11 protein-coding genes and 2 pseudogenes are annotated in these 25,712 nt (G+C 72.5%); 2 read left to right on the top strand and 11 right to left on the bottom strand.

The window, feature by feature from the left end; all coding sequences use genetic code 11:
* The 9 genes and pseudogenes from FNH09_RS18105 to eccD form a co-directional block, all read right to left on the bottom strand.
* Positions 1–7,761, bottom strand: a pseudogene (locus FNH09_RS18105) (hypothetical protein); the annotation flags it as partial.
* A gap of 7 nt (positions 7,762–7,768) precedes the next feature.
* Complete coding sequence (locus FNH09_RS18110; RefSeq protein WP_152889130.1) at positions 7,769–8,104, bottom strand: hypothetical protein; 336 nt, start codon at positions 8,102–8,104, stop codon at positions 7,769–7,771.
* 6 nt (positions 8,105–8,110) lie between these two features.
* Positions 8,111–8,569: a YbaB/EbfC family nucleoid-associated protein gene (locus FNH09_RS18115; protein ID WP_152889132.1), complete on the bottom strand. Its 459-nt coding sequence runs from the start codon at positions 8,567–8,569 to the stop codon at positions 8,111–8,113.
* Between the two features lie 34 nt (positions 8,570–8,603).
* Positions 8,604–11,204, bottom strand: a complete 2,601-nt coding sequence (locus FNH09_RS47670) for an AAWKG family protein (RefSeq protein WP_202919694.1) — start codon at positions 11,202–11,204, stop codon at positions 8,604–8,606.
* A gap of 85 nt (positions 11,205–11,289) precedes the next feature.
* Positions 11,290–11,733 (bottom strand): type VII secretion system-associated protein, encoded by a 444-nt coding sequence (locus FNH09_RS18125; protein ID WP_152889134.1) that lies wholly within the window; start codon positions 11,731–11,733, stop codon positions 11,290–11,292.
* A gap of 148 nt (positions 11,734–11,881) precedes the next feature.
* Positions 11,882–12,205, bottom strand: a complete 324-nt coding sequence (locus tag FNH09_RS18130; RefSeq protein ID WP_152889135.1) for a WXG100 family type VII secretion target — start codon at positions 12,203–12,205, stop codon at positions 11,882–11,884.
* Positions 12,206–12,280: 75 nt separating this feature from the next.
* Complete coding sequence (locus tag FNH09_RS18135) at positions 12,281–12,619, bottom strand: hypothetical protein (protein ID WP_152889137.1); 339 nt, start codon at positions 12,617–12,619, stop codon at positions 12,281–12,283.
* A 124-nt stretch (positions 12,620–12,743) separates the two neighbouring features.
* Positions 12,744–14,330, bottom strand: coding sequence for a type VII secretion protein EccB (gene eccB / locus FNH09_RS18140; RefSeq protein WP_152889139.1), 1,587 nt, complete (start codon positions 14,328–14,330; stop codon positions 12,744–12,746).
* A 97-nt stretch (positions 14,331–14,427) separates the two neighbouring features.
* Positions 14,428–15,828 (bottom strand): type VII secretion integral membrane protein EccD, encoded by a 1,401-nt coding sequence (gene eccD, locus FNH09_RS18145; protein WP_152889141.1) that lies wholly within the window; start codon positions 15,826–15,828, stop codon positions 14,428–14,430.
* Between the two features lie 288 nt (positions 15,829–16,116).
* On the opposite strand from eccD, the gene eccCa reads away from it, so the two are divergent.
* Positions 16,117–20,070, top strand: a complete 3,954-nt coding sequence (gene eccCa / locus FNH09_RS18150; RefSeq protein WP_152889164.1) for a type VII secretion protein EccCa — start codon at positions 16,117–16,119, stop codon at positions 20,068–20,070.
* 67 nt (positions 20,071–20,137) lie between these two features.
* Here eccCa and FNH09_RS18155 read toward each other — a convergent pair whose 3' ends face one another.
* Both FNH09_RS18155 and FNH09_RS18160 read right to left on the bottom strand, forming a co-directional pair.
* The gene (locus FNH09_RS18155; RefSeq protein ID WP_152889144.1) at positions 20,138–21,394 is read right to left on the bottom strand and encodes a S8 family serine peptidase; all 1,257 of its coding nucleotides are present in this window, start codon (positions 21,392–21,394) and stop codon (positions 20,138–20,140) included.
* A gap of 60 nt (positions 21,395–21,454) precedes the next feature.
* Entirely contained in the window at positions 21,455–24,787 is a 3,333-nt protein-coding gene (locus FNH09_RS18160; protein ID WP_162468748.1) for a right-handed parallel beta-helix repeat-containing protein, read from the bottom strand.
* A 261-nt stretch (positions 24,788–25,048) separates the two neighbouring features.
* On the opposite strand from FNH09_RS18160, the pseudogene FNH09_RS18165 reads away from it, so the two are divergent.
* Positions 25,049–25,712 (top strand): annotated as a pseudogene (locus FNH09_RS18165) (IS5 family transposase); the annotation flags it as partial.

Below are 25,712 nucleotides of genomic sequence, written 5' to 3' on the forward strand. Positions count from 1 at the left end.
GGGCATGCTTTCCGTCAACCCGGCCGCGGTGCGCGGGTGATCCAGACTGATCTCGCCGGCCTGGATCAGCTCACCGATCCGGACCGCTGTGCTCTCGGCGGACGTGGACGTCTCCAGCGACCGCCAGGTGCGGTTCTGTCCGGGGGCGACGGTGTTCAACGCGGTGGTCAGTTCCGGCCAGGCGTTGAAGTCGAAGACGGGGGCCGGTCCGGTCGGGACGTAGCGGTTGCCCTTCATGACCGGCGGGGTCTGCGATACCTCGGGCGGGAGCGGCGGGTCCACCTGCCGGCCCTCGGCGGCCTCGCTGCCGGTGAACCGGAGCGTCACCCGGGCGGGCACGACGGCCGAGCGGGCGGGGCGGTCGCCGAGCGTGCGGCTGATCCAGTCGCCGACCCCGGATGCCGATCCTGTGTCCGTCTCGCCGGCCGACGGCAGGAACCAGCCCTGCACCATGCCGCCCAGCACGTTCGGCGGCCAGTCCGCGACCAGCTCGGAACGGACCCCGACCTGGTAGTCGTACTCCAGATCGAAGTCGGCGACGCTGTCGGTGCGCAGCCAGAACCGGTCCTCGGCGGTGGCGGCGGACTTCGTGCCGTGGCTGCGGGCGGTGGCGGCGCTCAGCGCCGGGCCGCTGCGGTCGGTACGGGTGTCGTGGCCGGGCTGCGGATAGCGGGTGGTGGGGTGGAAGGCGAGCGCGTGCTGGGCGGTGTCCGTCGTCCCGGTGGCGACCCCCGCCGGCTGGTGCGCGTGATACTGCTCGAGTCCGGTGCCCGCACCGGCGTTCCGCCCGCGGATGGTGCGCCGTTCCTCGGCGCCGGCGCGCGGGCCGGCGGACAGGGTGACCTCGACCAGCCGGGCGCCGCCCTTGGCCAGATGCCGGAAGTGGAAGCGCTGCACGCCCCTCGGGCCGCGTCCGGGCAGGGCGCGCAGACCGGTGGGGGAGGTGTAGTCGGCGATCCGGGACGCCACACCGGGAAGGTAGGAGGAGTGCCCCGGCTGGGTGACACCGGGGGCCTCCGCCTCGACCAGCGCGATCAGCTCGTCGTGGAGGCGGTTGCGGCGTTCCACCGGCTGCGGTGGGGCCGTGTGGTCGCCGGACTCCGCGGGACCGGGGTCGCCCGTGGCTGCGGGGGCGTCGAAGGGCGCGTCGGTCGGGGGTGTCGCGGTCGTGCCTGCCGTGGTGTCCGCCGCCTGCGTGGGGCCCGTCGGCTCGTCGCCCGAGGCGTTCTGCGGGGCGCCGAGCTGGGTGACGGACAGCACGCCGGCCAGGCCCGCCTCTCCCGTGCGGGCGAAGCGGCCGGGCAGCGGCACGTCCTCCTCCGCCTGCCGCGGGCGGGGAAGGCCTTCGACGCCGGTGAACCACTCCTGATGCCGGGCGAGTTGGCCGTCCGTCATCAGGAACTGCACGGCCTGCGGCAGTTCCACGGCAAGGGTGACAGGCTGCCCGCTGCCCAGGCCGAGGGCGTTGCCGACCACGTTGCGGGTGCCGCCACGCACGGTGATCAGGAGCAACGCGTCGGCGCTGATGCGGTGTTCGTCGCCGCTCTCGGTGCTCGTGCGGTTCACGGCGGTCGCGGTGGACAGGGTGGCCGAGTCCTCCGACTTCTTGGTGTACGTGTACTTCGCGGACGGCCCGAAGACGTCGGGCCGCTTCGGCGGGGCGACGGCGGGGTCGGCCGACTTGGCCACCGCGGGCGTCCTGGTGCCGGTCAGGGCCGCCCCGCCCTGGTGGGAGCCGACGACGGACTTCTGCTGGGCGGCGGTGTCGGACGAGGAGACGCCGGTCTCCAGATACTGCTTGGCGCTGTGCATCAGCCGGGGGTTGCGCAGCACGCCGCTGATTTCCAGGGAGTACTCCTGGTCGGCTCCGAGGCCGGGCAGGGTGACCCCCTCGATCACATAGCTGCCCTTGAAGATCTGGTGCCCGCGCGCGGTGAGGTTCGCCGGGGAGAGGGCCGCCTGCCGCACCTCGGCGGCGAGCGTGGTCGGGTCGGCGGCGCTCCGGCCCGCCGCGGCCACGGCCACCAGGGACGCCGCCGACTTCAGGACCTCCGGGCTCATACCGCTGACGGCGGCGCCCAGGCCGGTCGCCCAGCCGGGCTGCGGACGGCCGGGATGGGTGCCCGCCGCTATCTGGCGTACTGCCTCCTGGAGGTCGCCCGAGCCGTGGAACACGTCCAGGACCGCGTCGTCCGGGAGTTTGACGATCCCCTCCAGCGGGCTGCCGTCGGGCCCGGTCGTGGCCAGCGCCGCCCGGTCGTCCGCGGTCGCCTCGCGGATCTGCGCGTCCTGCGGGCGCGGGGCGGCTTCCGCGGCGGCCGCGAGGGTCCGGTGATGCGGTACGGCGACCCTGACCGTGCCGGTCACGGCCGTCGGCGGAGGACCGGCCGGGGGCGGGGTCTCGCCCGGTGCGACGTACGAGGTGGCGGCGGTGTGCTCGGCGAAGCGCACGGTGGGCTCCGCGCCCGGTCCGTCGTACAGGTCGAGCGTGAACCGCGCCGGGATGTCGAAGACTTCGCTGCCCTGGTTCGAGCCGATGAAGAGCTGGTCGTGGCTGAGGCCCGCGCCGGCGGTGCCGGTGTGGGAGATCTGGCCGGCGTAGGAGTAGTCGGCACCCGTGCCGAGGGTGCCCGAGCCGCCGTCGGGGGAGCCCACGGGGCCGCTGACGGCGCCGCCGAGACCGGCGGTCCAGCCGTAGCCGGAGGACTGCGCTTCCGTGCCGCTCATGCCGAAGGAGGTCAGGCCGATGTGCTGGACGGCGGGCAGGGTGCGCACATGCCGTGCGGGCGGCGGGCCCGAGGGGCGAGCCGGCGCCTCGGCCGGGCCGGGGTCCGCGGGGGCCGACTGCGGCGTCGTGTCACGGGTGGCGTTCAGGTCCAGTCGGATACGACGGGTCCCGGTCGGGGTGGGCTTGTCCATCCACAGGGCGTGACCGCCGTCGACCATCGCGTCGGCGGCGGCCCGCAGCCCGACGTCCGAGCGGGCCTGCTCGAACCGGCGCAGGTTGTTCAACTGGGCCTGGGCCAGGGCTTCGTCGGGCAGCACCGTGGTGCGGCTCGTCGTGGTCGTGGACGCCGGCAGGAACCCGTTCGCCCGCAACCAGACCTCGGCGTGTGCGAACAACTGCTGCGGACCGTCGACGGCCAGCGGGGCCGCGGTGATGCCGATGCTCTGGAGATGCTCCAACTCCGGCGGCAGCGAACGGAGTTCCTCGCCCTCCGGGACCTTCCCCGCGGCATCGGACTTGGCCAGCAGACGCAGCTGCATGCCCTCGGCCCAGGGCCCGAACTCCTGAGGGCTCTCCCCGCCGCCGGGGCGCACCAGGGTGACGGTGTGCCGCACCTCCGCGGGCGTCAGCAGGTGGCTGCGGTTGCTGCGCAGGGCGTGCAGGACGGACGCGCTGCCCCCGTTGTTGAGGGTGTCGCTGGTCTGCCAGCGCACCCCGCCCTTGCCCATGACGGAACCCGCGACCTTGCCGGAGGCGTCGGGATGTCCCGCCGCGCGGCTGCCGGTGAACGCCGGTCCCACGCCGAGGTCGACGCCCACGGCGTTGGTGACCTTGGCCTGCCCGTCCACCTTGACCGTGCTGACGAGATGACTCTCCAGGTTGATCCTGGTGTCCTGGCTCTGGTGTGTGGGCGTGCCCGGGGTGACCTCCGTGGTCACCTTCAGCATGCCGACGGCCCGCCCGCGCGAGTCCAGCAGCAGCGGCGAGAAGATGCCGCCCGACCGCTGCATGGGCAGCGTGCCGCGCAGCACCGGCTCGGAGAGGAACGCCTCCAGCGCCTCCGCGGACGAGTCGGAGAGGGTGGCGAGATCGTCGTGGAAGGCGCTGTTCACCATCTCCAGGAGCTGGTGCGGCTCCTTGACGGTGTCCACGCCCCACACCGGCAGTTCGTCCAGATCGGCGGGGTGCGGCAGCGGATCGTCGGACTGCCGCTGCGCGGCCAGATGCTCCGGGAACCAGACGGTGACCGGCCCGAGTTCGGACGCGGGGCCCCAGTTGTCGGTCGGCGCCATGCGGGGGGTGTCGATGCGCGCCTGCCAGCTCGATCCGTAACTGAAGGCGTGCGACAGCTCGTTGCTGCGCTGGGCCGTCGTCGTCTGCACGGTCTGGGTGACCGACGTCGACAGCGACAGCTGATTGTGCGTCAGAGCCAGGGACGGGCCGAAGTCCACCCCGCGCACCGGCCCGGCGGCCGGGATCGGCAACGTCGCCGACCAGGGCACCGACAGCGTCCGGACGGTCCCCGAGGACTCCGTGTCGCCCGACTCCTGCGCGCCGACCCCGCGCCGTTCGACGCGCACGTCCGGGTCCGAGGGGTCCCGCGTGCCCTGGCGGGGCGAGGGCATCGGATCGTGCAGGGACAGCCGTACGTCGACGGTCCGCCGCCGCCCGTCGACGTCCACGGTCAGGCGGTGCCCCATGCTGCTCAGCAGATAGGGCAGGTTCAGCACCAGCTGCTCGCCGCCGAGGTCACGGCGCAACTGCTCGCGCACGGGGTGCGTCGCCTGCTGTTCCGCCGGAATGCCCAGCAGGTTCAGCACATGCTGGTGCAGGCCCTCCACGATCCGCGCCGGCAGCGGCTCCACCTGAACCAGTCCCACATTGCCGTCGCGCCGGCTGCCGTAGGTCTGGACGAACGACGACGGGACGACCGGCGCCAGCGGGTCGGCGCCCTGGGACCGGGCGCGCCGGGGCATCGAGCCGACCGGGTCGTCGGGGCCGCCGACGAGGGCGCTGAGCAGGGAGAGATGGCGGGGGCGCAGACCGCCCTGGGCGTAACTTCCCTGCTGCTCATCGGGGATGGTCTCGGCGACGGGGCGCTGGTAGACGCCCATCAGGCTGCCGTCGACGTGGGGGCGCTGCGGCGCGGTGGCGTCGCGGTTCTCGTCGCGCAGACCGAGCTGGTGGCCGATCTCGTGGGCGAGGTCCTGTGCGGTGGCGTCGGAGCGCCAGGTGTGCTGCGAGGTGCGCGGCCCGGGGCCGGAGCCCGTCAACTCGACCGTCAGATGCGGCTGTCGGCCGGCGACCGCGGGCACCACGGTGACGTGCAGACGCTCTCCGGTGGAGAGGCGGTGGCCCGGATCGTTGAACGTCAGCTGCACTCCGGCCGTCATCCGGTCCCACAGCGCCCGGCTTTCGGCGTCGGTCACCGTGTCGGCGCCGGTGAGGGCGAGCTCGACGGTGAGGTCCACGACCGTCTCGCCGTCATGGGTGAAGCGGCGGACGTCGAATGAGGAGTCGACGGTGTAGCGGGTGGGCCGGTCGTCGGCCGTCAAGGGCGTGGAGACCGGGTCCGTCCAGGTGTGACTGCGGGTGACGGGCGGTACGGCGGACCGTGCGGCGTCCCAATCCGGCGTCTTCGGAGCGGACTTGGTCGGTACGGGGGAGGCCGGGGCGGACTCGGTCGACACGGACCGCGTTGTCGCCGGGCTCTTCGGCGCGGGGCTCTTCGGCGCGGGACTCTCGGGCGCCGACCGCTCCGGTGCGGATGTGGTCGCGAGGGGCGTCGGTGGAGCGATGGACGAGGACGTCGTCACCGGGGGCGCGGCGGTGTCGGACGTCGTCGGTGAACTCTCCCTTTCGGACGACGTGGTGACCGTGTCCGTGGCAGCCGGTCCTTCGGCGGGCGCGGCCGTTTCGGACTGTGTGCGGACCGGTGTGGGGGCGGCGGTGGGGGCGGAGTCCTCGCCGGGGTCGCCCTCGGTCGCGGAACGGCGTGGTCCGGCGCCGGGGCGTGCCGGCTGGGGGGTGGTCCGGGACGGCTCCGGCGAGGGCGCGGCCGAACGCGGCATGTCCCGGCCCTCGGTACCGGTCGTCGGCGAAGCGGTGGCCGGCCCGGGCTCCGTCTCCTGGACGCCGTCCGCGGCGCCGTTCGTGTCGATGTTCGTGTCGACGTTCGTGTCGACGTTCGGGCCGGCCCCGCTGATCTCCGACGGGGACACGGTCGTGGTTGTGGACGTCGTCTCCGGCCGGGCCGCGGACTCGGCGGAGGAGTCGGGCGTGGACCCGGCCGCCGACTCGGTGTCGGAGGCGTCCGTCGTGCCCTTGTTCGCGCGCTGTGGCGAGGCCGTCCCGCTCGCCGGACCTCCCTGCCCCGTTCCGTGCCCCTGCGCCGAGCCGGCGCTGCCGGGCGCGTGGGAAGCCGTGGCGAGGGGCGGGGCGGCAGCCGTTCCGACAGTCGGTATCGCCCCGTCGCTTCCCGCGGAGGTCTGCCCGTCCACCGCCGGGGAGGCGGCCTCCTGGGTGCCGGTGCCGGTGCCGGTGCCGGTGCCGGTGGCTGTGCCTTGCCGGCCGGAGCCGGCGTCCCCGCCGGTCGTCTGCTGCGTCGGGGCGGTCTGGCCCGTGCTCGCGTCCGCGCTCTCGTCCGTGCCGGAGGCCGCCGGATCTTCCCGTACGGCGTCGGAGTCGTCGTTGCGCTGCCGGCCGTCGGTGGTCGTGCCGGGCCGGGCGCCGCCGCTCTGCGGAGTACCGCTGCCGCTGCCGGTCGTCGGGGGTGCGGAGGTGGAGGAGGAGGTGGGGACCGTGCCGGTGCCCGTGCCGCCGCGGGGAGCGGTGATGGTTGAAGTCGAGAGGTTCGGCGTGCCCGTTCCCGACGGGTCGGCGGAGGACGTCGTGGGCACCGTCTCCCGTGCGCGGTCGTCGTCGCTCTCGTCCCGCCCGGCGTTCTGTTTGCCGGTCGCGGAGCCGTCGTCTCCGGTGACCGGCAGGACGTTGACACTGCCGAAGTCGAACCCGGACCCGAAGGCGCCGCCGAACTTCCCGGCCGCCGCGAACAGCGCCGCGCCGACCACGGAGCTGACGCCCGCACCGATGAACGTGTCCGCGCTGCCCTCCCACTTGCCGTGCAGGACGCCGTTGACGACGATCTCGGCCACGGCCTCCGAACCGCCCTCTACCAGGAACTCGTTGGCGCCGTCGCCGGTCCCCCGGACGAACCGGTCGCCGACGGACCGCGTCGGCGGCGGATTGTCGAACTTGGAGGTGACGTCGTCGGTGAGGTTCTTGGTGTTGTTCTTGCCGAACCGGCTTCCGTCCGGCCCGTCCAGCATGTTGCGGAAGCCCTTGCCGAGGTTCTTGGTCAGGGACTCGAACGCGCCGTGGAACATGCCGGTCACGGCGCCGAAGAAGCCGTCCTCGACGATCTGCTTCCAGTCGAAGCCGCCGGGCCTGCGGCCGGCCGGGGCCAGGGTCATCATGGCGAGCCGGACCACGAAGGTCTGGAACGCCTCGTCGAACGCCTCCGACAGGCTCGGCAGCAGATGCGTCCGCTTGAGCAGCTGGTCCAGGGTGGAGAGGATCGTCACCCGGCTGCGGGCCTTGGCGGTCGCGGTCTGGCTGGACGAGGCCCCGCCGGTGAAGAACGACAGGGCCGCGATGATGGCCAACTCGATGAGCAGGCGAACCAGTTCGGCGATGATCGACCACTTGGCCTCCATGATGTCCATGGAGATCTTGACCCGGCCGTCGCCGACGTCGTCCAACTGCTTGGCGAACTCCCGCAGGTAGTTCGTTCCGCCGTTGTCCACGAACAGCCGCATGGCCCGGACGTACTGGTGGCCGACCTGCGGGGGCAGCGCCTGACCCACGCCGAAGACCGACTGCTCGATCAGATCGGACAGTTCCCGGACGTTCTTGCCGAGCCGCTTGTAGGGCTGGTGGCTCCGGTAGGCCAGGTCCTCGTCCGCTTGCAGCATCTTCTCGCCGATGAGCACGAAGAGCAGGTTGTTGAGTTGGGGCGAGACGATGATGCTCATCGCAGTGTCAGTGCTTTCCGCGGCGGGCCGAGTTGATCGAGTCGAGCACGCCGCTCTGGGTGGTGCGGATATTGTCCAGGTTGGCCAGCGTGCCGTCGGCGACCCCGGTCACCGCCTCGACCAGCGAGGTCCCGGTGTCCACCGCCATCGTGCGCTCGCGCTTCTCCTGCGGGATCACCTCCTCGGCGAAGCTGTCGTCGTGGCCGGGCCAGCCGACCGTGGCGTTGAGGCCCATGGTGAAGTCGCGGAGCATCTCGTGGGCGAGCGTGCTGATCTGGTCGATCTGGCGCACACCGGCCGCCAGTCGGTCGGGCTCGGCGTAGTACGCGTTTCCCTCGCTCATCGGTGATCAGTCCTCCTGGTCCTCGTGGATCTCGTCGAGCAGCCGGCGCGACGAGGCATGGCGGTCCCCGCCCGAGGGGCCGTCGAGGACCCCCGGACCGAAGATCTTGTTCCAGTCGATGTTCAGGCCCGGCAGTTCGGGCACGGACTCGTGCGGCCGGGTGAACGGCTCGAAGGTCTCCATCACCCGGCGGGCCATGACCGCCCGCGCCTCCTGGGCGGCCTCCAGCACGCTCGCGGCCAGTTGTCCGGCCGGCATGGTGCGGTACTTGCCCTCCAGGAAGCGCACGTCGGTCAGATCGCCCCGCGCGCTGACGGTCACCTCGACCGACCGGTCCTGCGAGCGGATCGTGCAGCTGGCGTGGCTCAGCTCGGCCTCCGCCTCCGCCACCGCCGCCGTGGTGGTCTCCAGGTCCGCCATGGCGCGGGCGAGCCGCTGCTCGATCGTCTCCTTCATGTCGCTCATGTCTGTGCCGTCCTTCCCGTCCGCCGCACCGCGCTCAGCGCCCGATCACGGCGGGCGCGCCGCCCTCGTCGGTTCCCCACACGTCCTCGTCCTCCTCCGTCCAGCTGACGCGGGCCCGGTCGCCGCTCTCGGTGGAGCGGCCGTTCTGGCCCGCGCCCGCGCCCGCCGGGTAGACGGATCCGGCGGTGCCGGTCGTCGCGGTCCGGCCCCGCGTCACCACCACGTCCTCGTCCTCGTCCGCGGCCTTCCGGGTCCGGGACCGGCCACGGCCGGCCGCCGGTCCCGCGTCGGTCAGCACGTTGCGGACGCGTTCCCCGTTGTTGCCGTTGCCGCCGCCGGCCCCCGATCCCATGCCGCCCATGCCGCCCATGCCCGGGAACAGCGGGCTGCCGCTCGCGCCGGCCGCCGAGCCCGACTCGTCGGTCGCCGCGGACGTGCCGGCCGACAGATCGGTGCTCCCGGGTGCGCGCACCGTCCCGCCGGACAGCAGTTCCGCCGAACTGGCGTCGTCGTAGTCGGCGTAGCCGGCGTCCCCGTACCCGCCGCTGTCGAGGAGGGAGGAGCCGCTGCCCAGGGTGAGGCCGCCGCCGAGACCGCCGCCGGAGGAGAGGTTCGACGTCAGGCCGTCCAGGTCCAGGCTGCTGCTCGTGGTCGGCGTCGTGGAGGGGTCGGCGAGGTGGAGGTCGCCCAGGGAGTCGCCGAGACCGCTGCCGATGTTCCCCGTGGTGACCGTGCCGTCGGGGGCGCGGGTGGTGAGCTGTCCGGTCTCCGGGTCGATGGTGGTGGTCGTCCCGTCCGGGAACGTGGTGGTGAGGGTGCCGTCCGGGTTGAGCGTGGTGGTGCTGCCGTCGGGGTTGCGGTACCCGCCGGGGACGGTCAGGTCGCCGGTGGTGACGGTTCCGTCGGGGGACGTCGTCTTGACGATGCCCGTCTCCGGGTCGAGGAGCTGGGTGGTGCCGTCCGGGTAGCGGGTGGTGAGGGTGCCGTCCGGGTTGAGCGTGGTGGTGCTGCCGTCGGGGTTGGTGAGCGTGGACCCCTTGGTCTTGTCGTTGCCGTCGTCGTTGCCGTTCAGCAGGTTGCCGAGACCGGCGCCCAGGCCGATGCTCCCGGTGTCGCCCAGTCCGTCGCCGAGATTGCCGAGGCTGTTGCCGAGTCCGTCGCTGAGATTGCTGAAGCTGTTGCCGAGTCCGTCGCCGAGATTGCTGAGGCTGTCGCCGAGTCCGTCCCCGAGGCTGCTGAAGTTGTCGCCGAGCCCGTCGCCCAGGTTGTTCAGCCCGTCGCCCAGATTGTCGCCGAGGTTGTTCAGCCCGTCGCCGAGGTTGTCGCCCAGGTTGTTGATGTTGTTGCCGAGGTTGTTCAGGGCGTTGTTGTACTCCTCCTGCTGCCGGTTCGCCTCGTCCTCGGCGATCTGGCGCCGGTCGTCCTCGTACGACTCCGTCAGCGTCGAGGTGTCCTTGGTGCGGATCTCGCTGAAGGCGTCCGAGACATCGCTCCACGCCGTCTTGAGCGTGGTGAGCGAGACCTGGGCCTTGGCGACGAGAACGTCCTCCACGTGCTTGTTCCACCGGGTCACGGCCTCGTCGCCGATCTTCACCCAGGTGGCCATGTCGCGGAGGTTGCCGTAGGTGGGATGGTGCTGGATGAACCCGGCGTCGGTGTTGTAGTCCTTCGCCGCCCCGTTGCTCGTCACCCGGGTGTGCTTGATCTGGTTCTCCAGCACCCACACGGAGACCTCCTGGAGGACCTCCATCAGGATCCGGTGCGGATCGTGCCTGCCGTCGGTCGCCCAGGTGTCCCAGGCGTCGCTGAGCGCCTTCGCCTCCGTCATGAGGGCCGTCTGGGCGGTCGCCAGCGCCCGGGCGAGCTTCGACTTCGGCACATGACCGTTGAGCATGGCCGCCGCGGTCCCCGCGCTGTCCTCGGTGAGCTGTTCGACATAGCTGTCGTAGTTCTTGTTGAGCTGGTGGACCAGCTGCCAGAACAGGCCGGCCGCCTGGCCGCGCCAGGCGGCGTTCTCCTCCCCGAGGGACGTCTCCCACTGCTTCAGGATCGCCGCGTGGTCCTCGAAGAACTTCAGCCCCCGGTCGTAGGCCTGTGCGGTGCGCTCGAAGGAGTCGACGTCGACGGCCTCGGTGTCCTGCACGCTCAGGCCGCTGAACTCGAAGTGCCGGGTGGTGTGGTCGGCGCGCAGCGCGTTGATCGCCGCCTTCGATCCGCTCTGGTACTGCTGGAGCAGGCTCAGGTCCCACTCGTTGCCCAGGACGCCGGTGAACTTTCCGGCGCTCCACAGCTCGCCCGGGTCGAGCAGCCGCCCGGTGCCGTCGGTGGTGGGTATGCCGATGAAGACGATGGTCGCCTGGTACAGGGTGCCGCCGTCGTGCTTGCCGTCGCCGCCCGCCTCGACGAACGCCAGGTCGTAGTCCTCGCCGTGCTGGGTGTGCCAGCCCACCAGGGCGGTGAAGTTGTTCACGGTCAGTTCGGTCGACGCCAGGACCTCGAAGCCCAGCCGCATCAGCGGCACGCCCTCACTGCTCTTGAGGGTGTCGAACAGCTTCTTGCGACTGGGGACGTTGTACCCGGTGTAGAGGGTGACCGCCTGACCCCAGTAGTCGCCGGGATCCGAGGTGACTGGCATGACGGGACTCCGCTGGATGGAGGGAGGTGGGCGTGCACGAGCGGGGGGCGCCGGCGGCGCCGGCTGTGCTGGGCGAGGCCGCGGCTCAGTCGGCGGAGTCCGACGAGCCTTCGAGGTCTTCGTCGACCCCGGACCAGACGTCCAGGAACTTCTGCCCGCTGATGTTCTCCAGGGAGGAGCCCTGGGTGTTCAGCAGGGTGGTGATGGTGGTCTCCAGGCTGTCGTCGATGTCGCCGAAGAGGAAGCCCTGGTCGCCGAAGACGTCGTCGATCGACTTCGCCGACTTGAGCGCGGCGTCCACCAGCGTCTTGCCGTACACCGTGTCGTCGCCCGTCATCAGACCGATGCCGAGCACCGAGTTCTCCCCGATGTACTGCGAGGGGATCGTGCCCCTGACGATGCTGTGCAGCGCGAGGACCCCGTTGGGATCGTCCTTGACGATGCTCTTCAGATCGGTGATGAACGTCGCCAGGTCGTGCTCACGGAACTGCTTGAGCTGCTGTCCGTTCAGATGGGTCAGGTCCGCCATGGCGTGGTCCTCGTGGGTGCTCGGTCGGCGAAGGGACGGGGAGAGGGGCTGGGGGCGGAGGCGCGCGGTGGCAGGGGAACCGGACGGGCGGCGCCCTGGTGGCCGTCTGCCCGGTTCACCAAAGGCTCCGTTCCGCGACGCCCCTCGGTCAGCGGCCGATGCGTACTTCGGACCACATCTGGGAGAGCGAGTTCTCGCTGTAGCGGTAGTTGTCGGAGATGTCCGTCAGCAGCGCGGAGTGCGAGGTCAGCAGGTTCTCCATGTTCTTCACCGCCTGGTCCCACGCCGCCTGCTTCTGGCGGTAGACGTCGGCGTCCTCGCCGTACCAGGACTTGACCAGCTCGTTCAGCTCCGCCTCCAGCGACGCCAGCGTGTTCGCTATCGCCTTGGTCTGCTGGACCATGTCGTCGGCGGCGTTGTTCATGTGGTTGTAGTCGACGTAGATGTAACCGTCGGTCAGGTTGTCGGGCATGAGGCCTCCTGCTCGATGGGTACCGCGCCATGGGGACGGCGCGGTAGGGATCCGGACTCAGGGGAAGCGGCTCGCTCAGCCGATGAGCTGGTCGTAGGCCGCCTGCGACTGGCTGTAGGCCGAGTTGATCGCCTCGTTCGAGGAGCCCTGCGCCTTGCCGTGCTGGGTGAGGCTCTGGTTCAGCTTGTCGACCATGTCCTCCAGACTGCGCAGAATGCCGTCGCACTGCTCGTCCCACTGCTTGAGGAGACCGCCGAACTGGCCGCCGTCACTGCCCTGGTAGCCCGTGGACAGGGTGGCGCGGGTGTTGTCCACGTCCTGCCGGGACTTCAGGATGCCGCTGAAAGCGCTCTCCAGGGCCTGGATCCCGTTCCGAGTGGACTGTTCGTTTGACTGCTGACCTGTTCCTGCCATGGGTCCGCCTTTCGAAATCTGGGTGCCGACACAACTGCGGCACCGACGAGCCTAGGCTCGCCGGGGAAAAGGGTGCAATGCGAAGCGATCGGCGTGTCAAACTGTTGATGAATCGTCAACTTTCTTAACCTGCTTGCAACTTGTCGCCACCGGCGGCGGATGTCCCGGTCTGTGCGCCGGGTCCGACCGAGGTGTCGGCAATGGTCCCCGCGCAGGTTCGCGCCGACGACGCGGGCGCCGCGCCGGTCGCCGCCTGCGGGCTCAGGTCCGGGCCGGTCGGCACCATCGCCAGCAGCGGGGAGGGCAGCCCCTGCACGTCGGACTCCGTCCAACCGAGCGCTGCGAGCGCCTCCTTCGAGCCGACCCGGTACTTCACCCCGTCGTCGGCCACGAAGTACGTGGTGGCGCCGACCGTCCCGCCGCCCGCGCCGAGCGCTCGCGCCAGCACGCCGTGACCGGGCCGGATCACCACCGCGTCCACCGGCAGACAGGCTTGCGTCACCGCGTCGCCGCTGTGCTGGGCGACCGGGGTCAGCGCGTCGGCGGGCACCAGCACCGAGCTGACGCGGACGCCGTCGGCGCCGGGCTGTACCCGGGCGCATGCCGCCCGGCCGTCGGGCACCCGGGCCGCCCGGGGCGGCCTGTCCGGCAGCCCGGCCACCGAGGGGTCACGACCGGTGCCGCCCGGCGCCTGGTGGTCCTTGAGCAGGTCCGTCCCGATGGGCAGCGCCTTCGGCGACGCGCCGCCGTACGCCTTCGACCGCACGGCCGGATCGCCCAGCAGCAGCGCCACCGCGGTCGGGGTCACCGGGACCAGGCCGGAGTGCTGCAGCAGGAAGTACTGGACGTCGTCCGGCTCGCCGGAGCCCGTCGCCGTGCCGCCCGGCACCGTCACCTGGAAGACCTGGCCGATCCTGGTCGCCGTGCCGCCCAGCGAAGGGCCCTGCGCGCCCAGCCCCGTCACCGACGGCGGCGTCAGGGCCGGACCGGGCACGAACGCGTCCAGGAACGCGGCCGACACCGGGCGGGGCGCCACCGAGCTGTAGCCCAGCGAGAGCAGCGCCCCGGACGCGGTGTCGAGCGGCAGCCGACTGCCCTGCCAGATCAGGTACTTCTTCTTGTCCGGGCCGCTGACCAGCAGCGCCTCGTCCGCCCCGAGCGCGGTCGAATCCAGGGGCGTGCCCGCGGCCAGCGCGGTCAGCGCCCGCGTCGTCGCCCCGTCGCTCCCGGCGTCGCCGGACGTCGTGGCCGTCGCCGAGCAGACCGCCCACGCGTCCGACTCCAGGTCGCCCGAGGAGGGCACCGAGTCCGGCGCTCCCGGGATGCCGACCGCGGCGCCCACCGGGGTGCCCCGCAGCGAGGCCGTCCCCACGTCCGTGGTCTCCAGGTCCGCGCCGCCGATGAGCAGCGCGGAGGAGTAGTTGCGGACCGGCCGCAACCGTCCGTCGAGGTAGAGGTAGCGGGCCCCGGTGTCCCGGTTGACGATCAGGTTCTTCCCGCTGCGCCAGGAGTCGTTGCCGCCCGGCGAGATCAGCCCGAACACCACCGCCCCCGCGCAGACCAGCACCGCGATCACCACGCCGATGCCCGCCCCGCGCGTGGTGCGCCCCAGCGGGCTCTCGGGGGCGTCCGGGTCGGCGAGCAGCATGCCCGAGGTGAGGCGGCCCATGACGAAGGCGTGCGCCTGCACCTGGTCGCGCTTGGATTGCATGAACCGCGGTCCTTCCGGTCAGCCGGTCCGCACCGGCCCCCGCAGCGCGGGGCCGTTCGCGTCGAAGTGGTCCTGCACGTCGTTCCCGTGGCCCGGGTCAGCCGTTGATGGCGCGCAGCACGGCGAAGACGCCGAGCACCCACAGCGCCAGCGGCAGCAGGGCGATGGCCAGCAGCGACTGCAGCAGCTCCGCCGCCCTGCCCCAGTAGGGCAGCATCCGCCGGCCCGGCACCGTCCAGGAGGCGACCGCCAGGAGGGTGGCCGACGCCAGCAGCCCGGCCACCACCGCGGGCCGGTCGGCCGCGGCGGTCTCGGACGTCAGGGCGAACACCAGCAGGGCCACCCCCCAGGCGCCGGGCAGCACCAGCGCCAGCCGCTGCCACACGTTGACCATGCCCCGACCGTGCACCAGCAGCAGCAGAGCGAGCACCGCGGCGGTCAGCGCCTCCGGAAGCACCGGGTTGCGGGCCAGCGGCGCCAGGCAGCCCGCGCACACGATGCCCGAGGCGGCGTAGAGGGCGGTCATCCAGCCGCTCGCCAGCTCGGTGCGGGTCGTCACGTCCTCGCCCTGGTAGGGCTCGATGCCCTCCTGGAGCTGCTGCGGGTTGGTCGGCAGGGCCGGCATCCGCATCCCGGCCAGCCGGAACGACAGGGCGGGCACGAAGCCGCCCAGCAGCACGACCAGCGAGGCCACGGCGGCCGCCGCACCGTCCACGCTGAGGTCGAACAGGCTCATCAGGGCGCCGGCCACCACCCCGGCCAGCGACACCAGCGCCGAGGCCACGAACAGCGGTGTGCGCACGGCGGTCAGGGCGAGGGCGAGCACCGCTCCGCCCGCACAGGCGGCCGCCGCGGCCAGCAGCCGGGCGCCCAGCACCTGGTGGGCCTGGGCGCCCGCGATCTCGCCGCCCGGCTGCAGCCAGCCGGCCAGCGCCAGGAAGGGGCCGGCCATGAACCCGAGCGCGGCGCCGGCCGCCGCGTCGCCCACCGCGCGGCTCGCGGAGGCGGCCCCGGCGAGCAGCAGCAGCCCCGCCACTCCCGCGGTGGCGATCCGCGGCCCGGCCGGACCGCCGGGCCACGCCAGCACCGCCAGGGCCAGCGTCAGGGCGGCCACCGCCATGCCGAGCAGCAGTCGCCGGCCGGCCGCCGCGTCCCAACTGTGCAGCCGGTCCCGGGTCACCGTCGCCATGCCGTCCACCAGGTCGTCGAGCCGGACCTCCGGCAGCGAATCGGTCTGCGGACGCAGATACAGGACCTCGCCGTCCTTGAGGTCCAGCGCGGCCAGGGTGGCCTCGTCGTCCAGCGCGGCCCCGCCCAGACGTTGCAGCACCCAGCCGTCGTGCTCCAGACCGTTCTCCTCGACCTCCTCGCCCGCGTACTGCAGGACGGTGGGCAGCAGATCGGCCACGGGCACGTCCGAGGGCACGGCCAGGTCGATGGTCCTGGCCGGGGCCCGGACGGTGAGGCGGCACAGGCCCGCAACGGAGCTGTCGGTCATCGTGGGTCTCACGTCTCCATGAGTCGAGCCGGGCGAGGCCGGAGTTCGGGCGCCGAACTGGCACGGATCCGGGGGGAGTTAGGGCGGTGGCTGTTTGGACCTATGTGTCGTCGCCATGCAGACTACCGATGGGCAGTCGAACAGAATTATGGGTCCCGAACCGACGGCGTGTCACAACGCCGGGGGATCAGTGCCCCGTTGTGCGGCGCGAAGCCCCGATCCCTCTAAGGAGAAGTCGCGTTGAGTGTGGTTCTCTTTCGCAGGCCGGCCCGTCGCCGAGGCCCCGACATGCCCGAGGGCGAGCTGAGCCTGCAGGAACCCCCGACGCTCCCGGAGACCGTGCCGGACAGCTCGGCGGTCTGGACGTACCTGCCGATGGCCATGATGTCCGTGTCCATGATGATGATGTTCATCAGGCCGGGCGGCCGCAACAGCTCCTTCACCTACATCGCGCTGGGCATGATGGTGCTGGCCTCCGCGGCCATGATGGTCGGTCAGGTCATGCGCAAGTCCGGAGAGCGCAAGCAGCGGCTGCGCGGCGAGCGCCGGGACTATCTGCGCTATCTCACCCAGATCAGACGCCAGGTCCACCGGGCCGTCGTCGAACAGCAACTGGCCCTCGCCTGGCGGCATCCGCACCCCCGGACGCTGCGCTCGATGGTCCGCACCACCCGGCTGTGGGAACGGCGGGTCAAGGACGAGGACTTCGGCGAGGTCCGGATAGCCGTCGGCGAACAGCAGTTCGCGATGCGGCTCAACTCGCTGTCCACCAAGCCCGTCGAGGACCTGGAGCCGCTCAGCGCGCACGCCCTGCGCCGCTTCATCCGCGCCTACAGCACCGTCCCCGGCCAGCCCATCGCGCTCTATCTGCGGTCCTGGTCGCGGGTGCTGACCCGCGGTGACGAGCCCGCCACCCGCGCCATGGTCCGCGCGGCGCTGTGCCAGCTCGCGGTGTTCCACCCGCCGGAGGAGCTGTGGATCGCGCTGTGCGTCTCGGACGAGCGGCGCGCGGACTGGGAATGGGTCAAGTGGCTGCCCCACAACCTGCATCCGCAGGAACAGGACGGCGCCGGCGCGGCCCGCATGGTGGCCGGCACCTTCAACGACCTGGAAGACCTGCTGGGCGCCGAGTTCACCGAGCGCCCGGTCTTCGACCCGGACGCGGCGCCGGGCCGGGACGAGCCCTACACCGTGATCGTGGTCGACGGCGTCACCGTGCCCGCCGGTCACCGCCTGGACGGCCCCGGCTTGCGCAACACCGTCGTGCTGGACCTCTCCGGAGCCTTGGCCTGGCGTCCGGGCCGCACCACCCTGCGCCTCGACGTGACCCCGGCGGCGGTCCGCCTGGTGCGCACCGACCGCAGCCGCAAGGAGCAGACCACCCTCCTCGGCCGCCCCGACCAGGTCGGACCCGTCGCAGCCGAGGCGCTGGCCCGGCTGCTCGCCCCGTACCGCATGAGCCTGGCCGTGGACGTCGCCGAACCCCTCAGCGCCGACGTGCAGCTGACCACCCTGCTCGGCATCCCCGACCTCCACCGGCACACTCCCGACACCCTCTGGAAGCGCCACACGGGGGCCGCCCGGCTACGGGTCCCCGTGGCGGTCGGCGCCGACGGCACACCCGTGGAACTCGACATCAAGGAGTCCGCGCAGGGCGGCATGGGCCCGCACGGCATGCTCATCGGCGCCACCGGCTCCGGCAAGAGCGAGCTGCTGCGCACCCTGGTCCTCGGACTGGCCCTCACCAACTCCTCCGAGACGCTGAACTTCATCCTGGTCGACTTCAAGGGCGGCGCGACCTTCCTCGGCCTGGACGAACTCCCGCACACCTCCGCCGTCATCACCAACCTCGCGGACGAAGTCGCCCTGGTGGAACGCATGCAGGACGCCCTGCACGGCGAACTCATGCGACGCCAGGAGCTGCTGCGGGCGGCCGGCAACTACACCTCCGCCCTGGAGTACGAGAAGGCCCGCACCTCCGGCACCCCGCTGGCGCCGCTGCCCAGCCTCTTCGTCGTCGTCGACGAGTTCAGCGAACTCCTGGCCGCACACCGGGAGTTCATGGACCTCTTCGTGATGATCGGCCGCCTCGGCCGGTCGCTGGGCGTGCATCTGCTGCTCGCCTCCCAGCGCCTGGACGAAGGGCGCATGCACCAGCTGGAGAGCCATCTGTCCTACCGGATCGGCCTGCGCACCTTCTCCGCCATGGAGAGCCGTGGAGTGCTCGGCGTCCCCGACGCCTACCAGCTGCCCTCGCAGCCCGGCGCCGGCTATCTCAAGAGTGGGGTGGAGGCGCTGACCCGGTTCCGCGCCGCCTACGTCTCGGGGCCCTACCGGCGCCGCCGCGGCGCGGCCGTGCAGGCCAGGGTCGCCAGCCAGGTCGTGCCGTGGACGGCCGGCTGGGTGGTCCCGCGGACCTCCGCCGCCCCCGCCCCCCAGCCGGAGGAGGAGACGGAGTCCGCCGAGAGCCTGCTGGCCGTGGCCGTCGACCGGCTGCGCGACTCCGGCCCCGAAGCCCACCAGGTCTGGCTGCCGCCGCTCGACGAGCCGCCCACCCTGGACGCCCTGCTCCCCGGCCTCGAACCCACCGCCGACCGTGGCCTGAGCGCCACCCGCTGGCCCGGCGCCGGCCGGCTCCGGGTCCCCGTCGGCCTGGTCGACAAGCCCTTCGACCAGCGACGCGAGCCGCTGGTGCTGGACCTGTCCGCGGGCGGCGGCCATGTCGCGATCGCCGGCGGCTCGCAGAGCGGCAAGTCCACCGTGCTGCGCGCTCTCCTCGCCTCCCTGGCCCTCACCCACACCCCGGCCGAAGTGCAGTTCTACTGCCTCGACTTCGGTGGCGGCACCCTCTCCTCGCTCGCCGGGCTGCCGCACGTCGGCGGGGTCGCCTCCCGGCTCGACAGCGAGCGGATCAGCCGCACGGTGGCCGAGGTCACCGCCGTCCTCAACCACCGCGAGCAGTTCTTCCTCGACCACGGGATCGACTCCATGGCCGGCTACCGGCGGCGGCGCGCGGCCGGGGAGTTCGCCGACGAGGCGCACGGGGACGTCTTCCTGGTGGTGGACGGCTGGGCACAGGTCAAGCAGAACTTCGACCATCTACTGCCCACCTTCAACCAGCTCGCCACCGGCGGTCTCAACTACGGCATCCACCTGGTCGTCACCACCACCCGCTGGGTGGAACTGAGTGCGCAGGTCCGCGACCAGAGTGCGACCCGGCTGGAGCTACGGCTCGGCGACCCCATGGACTCCGTGGTGGACGTGCGCAAGGCCGCCGTCGTGCCCCGGCTGCCGGGACGCGGCCTCACGGTCGACGGCAAACTCCACTTCCTGACCGCGCTGCCCCGGCTCGACGGCGCCAGCACCACGGAGGACCTCGTCGACGGCGTCACTGCCCTGGTGGAGAGGACCGCCGCGCACTGGTCGGGCGAGCCCGCGCCCGCCGTCCGGATGCTGCCGCACCGGCTGCCGGCCCCGACGCTGCCCGCCCCCGAGCTGGGCGACGGGCTGCGGCTGCCGCTGGGCCAGGACGAGGAGAAGCTCTCCCCGGTGTGGCACGACTTCAGCCGTACCCCGCACCTGGTGGCGGTCGGCGACACCGAGAGCGGCAAGACCAACCTGCTGCGGCTCGTCGCGCAGGCCGTCACCGCCCGCTACGCTCCCAGCGAGGCGCGGGTCCTGGTCGTCGACTACCGGCGCGAGCTCGTGGACGCCGTCCCGCCGGAGTACCAGCTCGGCCACGCCGTCTCCGTCGACGCCCTCAAGGAACTCGTCGCCGGCTCGGCGCGCGCGCTCAAGACCCGGCTGCCGGGGCCGGACATCACCCCCGCCCGGATGCGTCTCGCCGACTGGTGGCAGGGGCCCCGGCTGTTCGTGCTGGTCGACGACTACGACATGGTGGTCGGCAGCAACAACTTCGACCACCCCTTCGCCCCGCTCTTCGACCACCTGGCCCTGGGGCACGAGCTCGGACTGCACGTCGTCGCGGTCCGCTCCGCCACCGGCGCCGGCCGCGGCCTCAACGACCAGTTGCTGCGCCGTCTCGACGAGGTCAACACCCCGGGGGTGCTGCTGTCCTGCCCGCCGTCGGAGGGCTATGTCTTCGGCAACATCAAGCCGCGCAACCTGCCGGCGGGCCGTGCGCAGTACATCGCCCGGCGCAAGGCGAACCTGATCCAGACGGCGCTGGCGCAGCCGGTGGAGCCCGCCGGGGAAGGGGATGGGAAGGGCGGGAGCGCCTGACGGAGGGCGCCTGGTGGGCCGGGCGGTCCGCCCTCGACTCCGGGCGTCCGGGTGTCGGCTCCGCCCCTCAACTCGTTGCGCCGCCGGGTTCGTCGGCGGCCGGAGCGCCGGCCGGCCGCCAGTTGCGGGTACGGGCTCGGGGGAGGGCCAGGGCGGCCCAGATCACCAGAAGGACCAGGGCCGCGCTCGCCGCCGCGAACAGCCCGGCCCGCCGGATCGGCCGGGCCGCGTCGTCCCCGGGCAGCTGCACCGGGGCCTGTGGCGCGGGGGCCGCAGCCCGGACGGGCGTCTCCGGGACCACCCCGGTCACGGCCGCGAACGGGTCGAGCCGGGGGACGTCGTCCGGGTAGGCGCTCGCGGTGAGGCGGGCGGCCGTCTCCGCGGCCGTCAGCTCCGGGTGGGAGGAGCGAACCAGGGCCGCGGCCCCGCTCGCGTACGCGGCGGCGAAGGAGGCTCCCGAGCCGATGAAGTGCCCGCTGCCGCGCGGGCCGATCCCGACCACCCCGTCGCCGGGGGCCGCCAGGTCGGCGGCGCGCGGCAGCAGGGCGCCGTCCGTACGCTGTCCCTGCGCGTCCACGTCCAGCACCGACAGCACACCGGACTGCGCGGCGGGCCAGTACGCCTGCGGGGTCGGCTCCTTGTCCTGGGCCGAGGATCCGGTCGGCGGGTCGGGCACGGCCGCCGCCACCACCAGGACGTCCTTCGCCAGGGCCGCCTCGACGGCCTTCGTCAGCCCGGTCGACCCCTGCGTCAGAGCCGACGAGACGGTGATCACGTCGGCGCCGGCCGCCGTCGCCTCGGCGATCCCCGACGCGACGCTCTGAGCCGTGGCCGCGCCCCGTGCGTCCGTGCCGCGCACCGCGAGGATCCTCGCCCGCTGGGCGACCCCCGCGAACCGCACGCCGTCGACCGTGGCCGCCGCGACCAGCCCCGCGACGAACGTCCCGTGCCCCACGCAGTCCTGGCCCGCCGCACCCACCGCGGTGACCCGGCCGGACAGGGCGGGCGCCGTCGTGGACACCCCGGTGTCCACCACCGCAACCGTCACCCCGGAGCCGTCCGAGAACGGCCAGGTGCCCGTCAGCTGGAGGCTCCCCTGCTCCCAGGGCACGGTGGTGGCCCGCTGGGCGGAGGCCCCGGTGCAGGCGGCGTCCGCGTTCAGTCGTGCGGGCATCACGGGCAGCCGTACCGGGGCGCCGTCCGCGGCGGCGGCCTCGGGCCCGCCCACCAGCGGAAGCAGGGTTCCCAGGCACAGGGAGACGGTCAACATCCTTGCCGTGCGGGGGAGATGGGCCAGTCGAGGGCGGCGAGACATGTCCCGCATCCTACGGGCAGCCGTCACCCGCCAGCGGCTCTCCCCTCAGTCCTCCCCGCAGCCTTCCGGTCAGCTCTCCGGGGTCGGCGTCCGCATCCCCGGCACGTCGTCGGGCAGCAGGAGCCGCAGGTCGTCCAGGCCCGGTGCGGCCATGGCGCTGACCCGGCCCGCCTGCCGGGTCATCATGGACTCCAGCACCTGCCGGGCCAGCCGCCCGTTGCCGAAGAAACGGTCGCGCGGCAGGGAGTCGAAGTACTGGCGCAGCAGCGCGCCGACCCCGGGCCCGCACTCGTAGCCCGAACCGTCCGCGTGCATCCGGACGATGGTGACCAGCTCGTCGGAGGTGTAGTCGGCGAACTCCACGCGTCGTGAGAACCGCGACGACAGGCCCGAGTTGGACGCCAGGAAGGACTCCATCTCCCGGGTGTAGCCGGCCACGATGACGACCACCTCGTCGCGGTGGTCCTCCATCAGCTTCAGCAGGGTGTCGACCGCCTCCTGGCCGAAGTCGGAGCCGGAGGAGCCGCCCGCAGGCGTGAGCGTGTAGGCCTCGTCGATGAACAGCACACCGCCGCGGGCGCGTTCGAAGACCTCGCGGGTCAACTGCGCGGTGTGGCCGACGTAGCGGCCCACCAGGTCGGCCCGTGCCACCTCGACGAGTTGGCCCTGCGGCAGCACCCCGAGCGAGACGAGCAGTTCGCCGTAGAGCCGGGCGACAGTGGTCTTGCCGGTGCCGGGCGGGCCGGTGAAGACCAGATGGTGGCTGACCCGGGGGCTCGGCAGCCCGGCGGCCTCCCGCCGTCGGGCGGTCGACAGCAGGTTGACCAGATCGGTGACGTCGCGCTTCACGGCAGCCAGCCCCACCATCGCGCCGAGCCGGGACAGGGCGTCGCCGCGCTCGGGATCGTCCGCGTCCCCGTGCGGGCCGGCCGGGACCTGCGCCCCGGTGTCCTCGGCGAGCAGCAGACTCAGGTCCCGTTCGCTCACCTCGGGCTGCGTGGCCAGCCGTACGGCCTGCCGGTCGACCATCTCCTCGAACACCTGGCGGGCGGCGCGGCCGTTGCCGAACGCGGCGTCCTTGGGCATGCGGTCGAAGTGCTGGGCGAGCGCGGCGCCGGCGCCCTCGCCCAGCTCGTACTGGTGCCGGGCGCACATGCTCTCCACGATGGCCACCAGCTCGTGCACCGCGTAGTTCTCGAACTCCACGGTCCGCGAGAAGCGGGAGGCCAGCCCGGGGTTGCTGTTGAGGAAGGACTGCATCTCCCCCGAGTAGCCGGCCGCGACGACCACCACGTCCTCGCGGTGGTCCTCCATCAGTTTCAGCAGGGTGTCCACGGCCTCCCGTCCGAAGTCGGGTCCCGAACGTCCGCCGTCGGCGGTCAGGGTGTAGGCCTCGTCGATGAACAGCACCCCGCCCAGCGCCCTGTTGAAGGTCTCGGTGGTCTTGATGGCGGTGCCGCCGATGACCTGGGCGACGAGATCGGCGCGCGAGACCTCGACCAGGTGCCCCGAGCGCAGCGCGCCCAGCTGGGCCAGGACGGTGCCGTAGAGGCGGGCGACGGTGGTCTTGCCGGTGCCGGGCGGGCCGGAGAACACCAGGTGGCGGCTCATCGGCGGTGCCGACATGCCCAACTGGGCCCGACGCTGGGCGAGTTGGGTGAGGTTGACGAGGGTGCGGACCTGCTGCTTGACGTTGGACAGTCCGATCAGCGCCTCCAGCTCGGCGAGGGGACCGCTCTGCTCGGGCGCGTCCGCGCCGTCCGGCGTGGTGCCTGCCGGGTCGGTGCCCTCGGCGTCGCCGTATCCCCAGGCGTCGCGACGGCCGTTGCCGCTGGTGGTGAGGCCTTCCACCGCCAGCCGGTCGCCGGGCTGGGACTGGACCAGGCCGCTGCCCGCGTTGTCGCGGACCGTGCAGTTGACGACGGACACCGGCAGGGTGGTCTCCACCCGCAGTCCGTCCTTGCCGCTGCCGGCCAGGGTGCACCCGTTGAGCGCGGCCCGCCCGCCCTGCCGGATCACGGCGCCGCACTCCGGGGCGCCGACGACCTGGAGCCGGGCGCCGGTCAGTTCACCGTCCGCCTCGACGACCACGCCGTCGGCACCGGCCTCGCGAATCTCGCAGTCGCGAGCCGTGACGGTCCCGTCCGTGCCCACGGACAGGCCCGCGGCGGTCGGCGCGAGCAGGGTGGTGCCGCCGACGTAGAGGTTGCCCGCGCTCTCCACATGGATACCCGCCGCGCCGGTCCGGGCGATCTCGCTGTCCTCCAGCCGGCCCCGGCCGTCCTTGACGACCTCGACGCCGTTGCCGCCCGCACCGCTGATCCGGGCACGGCGGATCATCGGGTTGGCGCCGGTCGCGATCCGGATCCCGGCGCCCGCCGCGTCGACCACCTCCACCCGGTCGAGCTCGGCGGTGGACTCCTCCTCCAGCAGCAGAGCGGCCGGGGCGGCGCAGTCCCGTACCGTCAGCGAGGCCAGCGACGGCGAGCCGGAGCCGGCCACCCGCAGCGCGGGCGCCTGGGAGGAGTCCAGCCAGCAGTCCTCGTAGGTGCCGCGCCCCCGGTCGGTGACCAGCAGGCCGTTGCCCGTCGTGCGGGCAGTGCGGCAGCGGCGCAGCAGCGGGTCGCTGCCCTGCGACACGACGAAGGCCGGACCGGTGGTCGCGGTGACCCTGATGTCCTCCAGCACGGTGCGGGAGGCACTGCTCACCAGCACCCCGATCGCCACGTCGTGGACGACCGTGCGCAGCACGCGGGTGGTGCAGAGGCCCTCCAGCGCCACGGCCGGCTGGTCGGTGGCGGAGATGTCGCAGTCCTCGACGGACCCCTGGGCGTCGCCGTTGGCCAGGATCCCGTTGGCCCGCGCGTCGCGCACGGTGCAGCCGCGCACCGTGACCCGGCCGCGCTCGCCGATGACCACGCCGGACGTGCCCAGATGCTCCACGGTGCAGGACTCGAGCGAGCTCTCCACGGCCGAGGTGACGACCACCCCGGCCCCCGCACCGTTGCTGATCCGGCAGTCGCGCATGGCCAGCGAACCGGTCTCCCGGGCGAGGACGGCCGTCCACGCGGAGCCGGTCACGTCGCAGCCTTCCATCGCCGCCTGGCCGCGGACCGCGTCCACGACGGGCAGGTCCTCGTCCCGGCCGCGCAGCACCAGGTCGGTGAGCATCACCGCGTCGGCGCGCAGGCTGACCACACTGCCGCGCCGGGGGCGTATCTCCACCGTGCCCCGCGACTGTTCGGCGACGATGGTCACCCGGGTGCCGACGACGAGGCTCTCCTCGTAGGTCCCGGGCCCCACGCTGATCACCGCACCGCTGCGCGCCCTCGCGAGCGCTTCACCGATCGTGCGGAAGCCGCCGGATCCGTCGGGGCGGACCGTCAGTACCTGGCGTGACACGCGCTCTCCATCTCTCGCAGCCTCTCACGGCGCTGGTCGCCCTGTGGCAGGGTGCCGACGGCCCCATCATGCCTGCCGACAAGCGGTGTTGACACTTCGGCCCGAGTTCCTCGGGGGCGGAGACAGCGGAGATGCCGGAGAGCCGAACAGCGGGTCCGCCGGAGACGGCAGGCCCGCTTTCCTTGTCGACCGGTCGTCCGACGGCGTCGGTCAGCCCTCGCTGAGGCCCATCATGATGCAGCCGCTCGTCGAGAGAACGACGCCACCTCGGGCTGCACCTGGACCCAACTCCTCCCAGGCTTCGGGCTGTCGGGAGTCACAGCCTTCCGTCGGTTCACCGAGTGGACCGAGGCCAGGGTGTGGGCCAAGCTCCACCGCCTGGTGCTGGACGAACTCGGCGCCCTGGGCGACCTGGACTGGTCAAGGTGCGCGATCGACTCCGTCAGCGTCCGGGCCCTCAAAGGGGGCAGCTGACAGGACTGAATCCGATCGACCGCGGCAAGAAGGGATCGAAAATCCACCTCATCGTCGACCGCCAGGGACTGCCCCTGCCGGTCGGCATCTCCGCCGCCGACCTCCACGACAGCAAGGCCCTGATCCCTCTGGTCCGCGGTATCCCACCCATCCGCTCGGGTCGCGGCCACGGCGCCGCAGGCCCGGCAAACCACACGGGGACACGGGATACGACTACCTGCATCTGTGGCGCTGGCTGTCTTCCCGTGGCATCCGGCACCGCCTCGCCCGCAAGGGCGTCGAGTCGTCCCAACGCCTGGGCCAGCACCGTTGGGGCGTGGAACGGACGGTGTCCCGGCTGTCCGGCTGCCGACGTCTCCACTGCCGCTACGAGCGAAAGCCGGACCACTTCCCCGCCTTCGCAGCGACCCTCAGATGTCACCGCCGGCTCACCAACGGAAATGACGTCTAG

The organism is Streptomyces adustus (assembly GCF_009377175.1).
In the GTDB taxonomy this organism is placed as follows: Bacteria; Actinomycetota; Actinomycetes; order Streptomycetales; family Streptomycetaceae; genus Streptomyces; species Streptomyces adustus.

Bases quoted from the DNA above. Each gene is read 5' to 3' on its own strand.
- FNH09_RS18110 (WP_152889130.1), bottom strand. From the start codon at position 8,104: ATGAGCGAGGGAAACGCGTACTACGCCGAGCCCGACCGACTGGCGGCC.
- FNH09_RS18115 (WP_152889132.1), bottom strand. From the start codon at position 8,569: ATGAGCGACATGAAGGAGACGATCGAGCAGCGGCTCGCCCGCGCCATG.
- FNH09_RS47670 (WP_202919694.1), bottom strand. From the start codon at position 11,204: ATGCCAGTCACCTCGGATCCCGGCGACTACTGGGGTCAGGCGGTCACC.
- FNH09_RS18125 (WP_152889134.1), bottom strand. From the start codon at position 11,733: ATGGCGGACCTGACCCATCTGAACGGACAGCAGCTCAAGCAGTTCCGT.
- FNH09_RS18130 (WP_152889135.1), bottom strand. From the start codon at position 12,205: ATGCCCGACAACCTGACCGACGGTTACATCTACGTCGACTACAACCAC.
- FNH09_RS18135 (WP_152889137.1), bottom strand. From the start codon at position 12,619: ATGGCAGGAACAGGTCAGCAGTCAAACGAACAGTCCACTCGGAACGGG.
- eccB (WP_152889139.1), bottom strand. From the start codon at position 14,330: ATGCAATCCAAGCGCGACCAGGTGCAGGCGCACGCCTTCGTCATGGGC.
- eccD (WP_152889141.1), bottom strand. From the start codon at position 15,828: ATGACCGACAGCTCCGTTGCGGGCCTGTGCCGCCTCACCGTCCGGGCC.
- eccCa (WP_152889164.1), top strand. From the start codon at position 16,117: ATGCCCGAGGGCGAGCTGAGCCTGCAGGAACCCCCGACGCTCCCGGAG.
- FNH09_RS18155 (WP_152889144.1), bottom strand. From the start codon at position 21,394: ATGCGGGACATGTCTCGCCGCCCTCGACTGGCCCATCTCCCCCGCACG.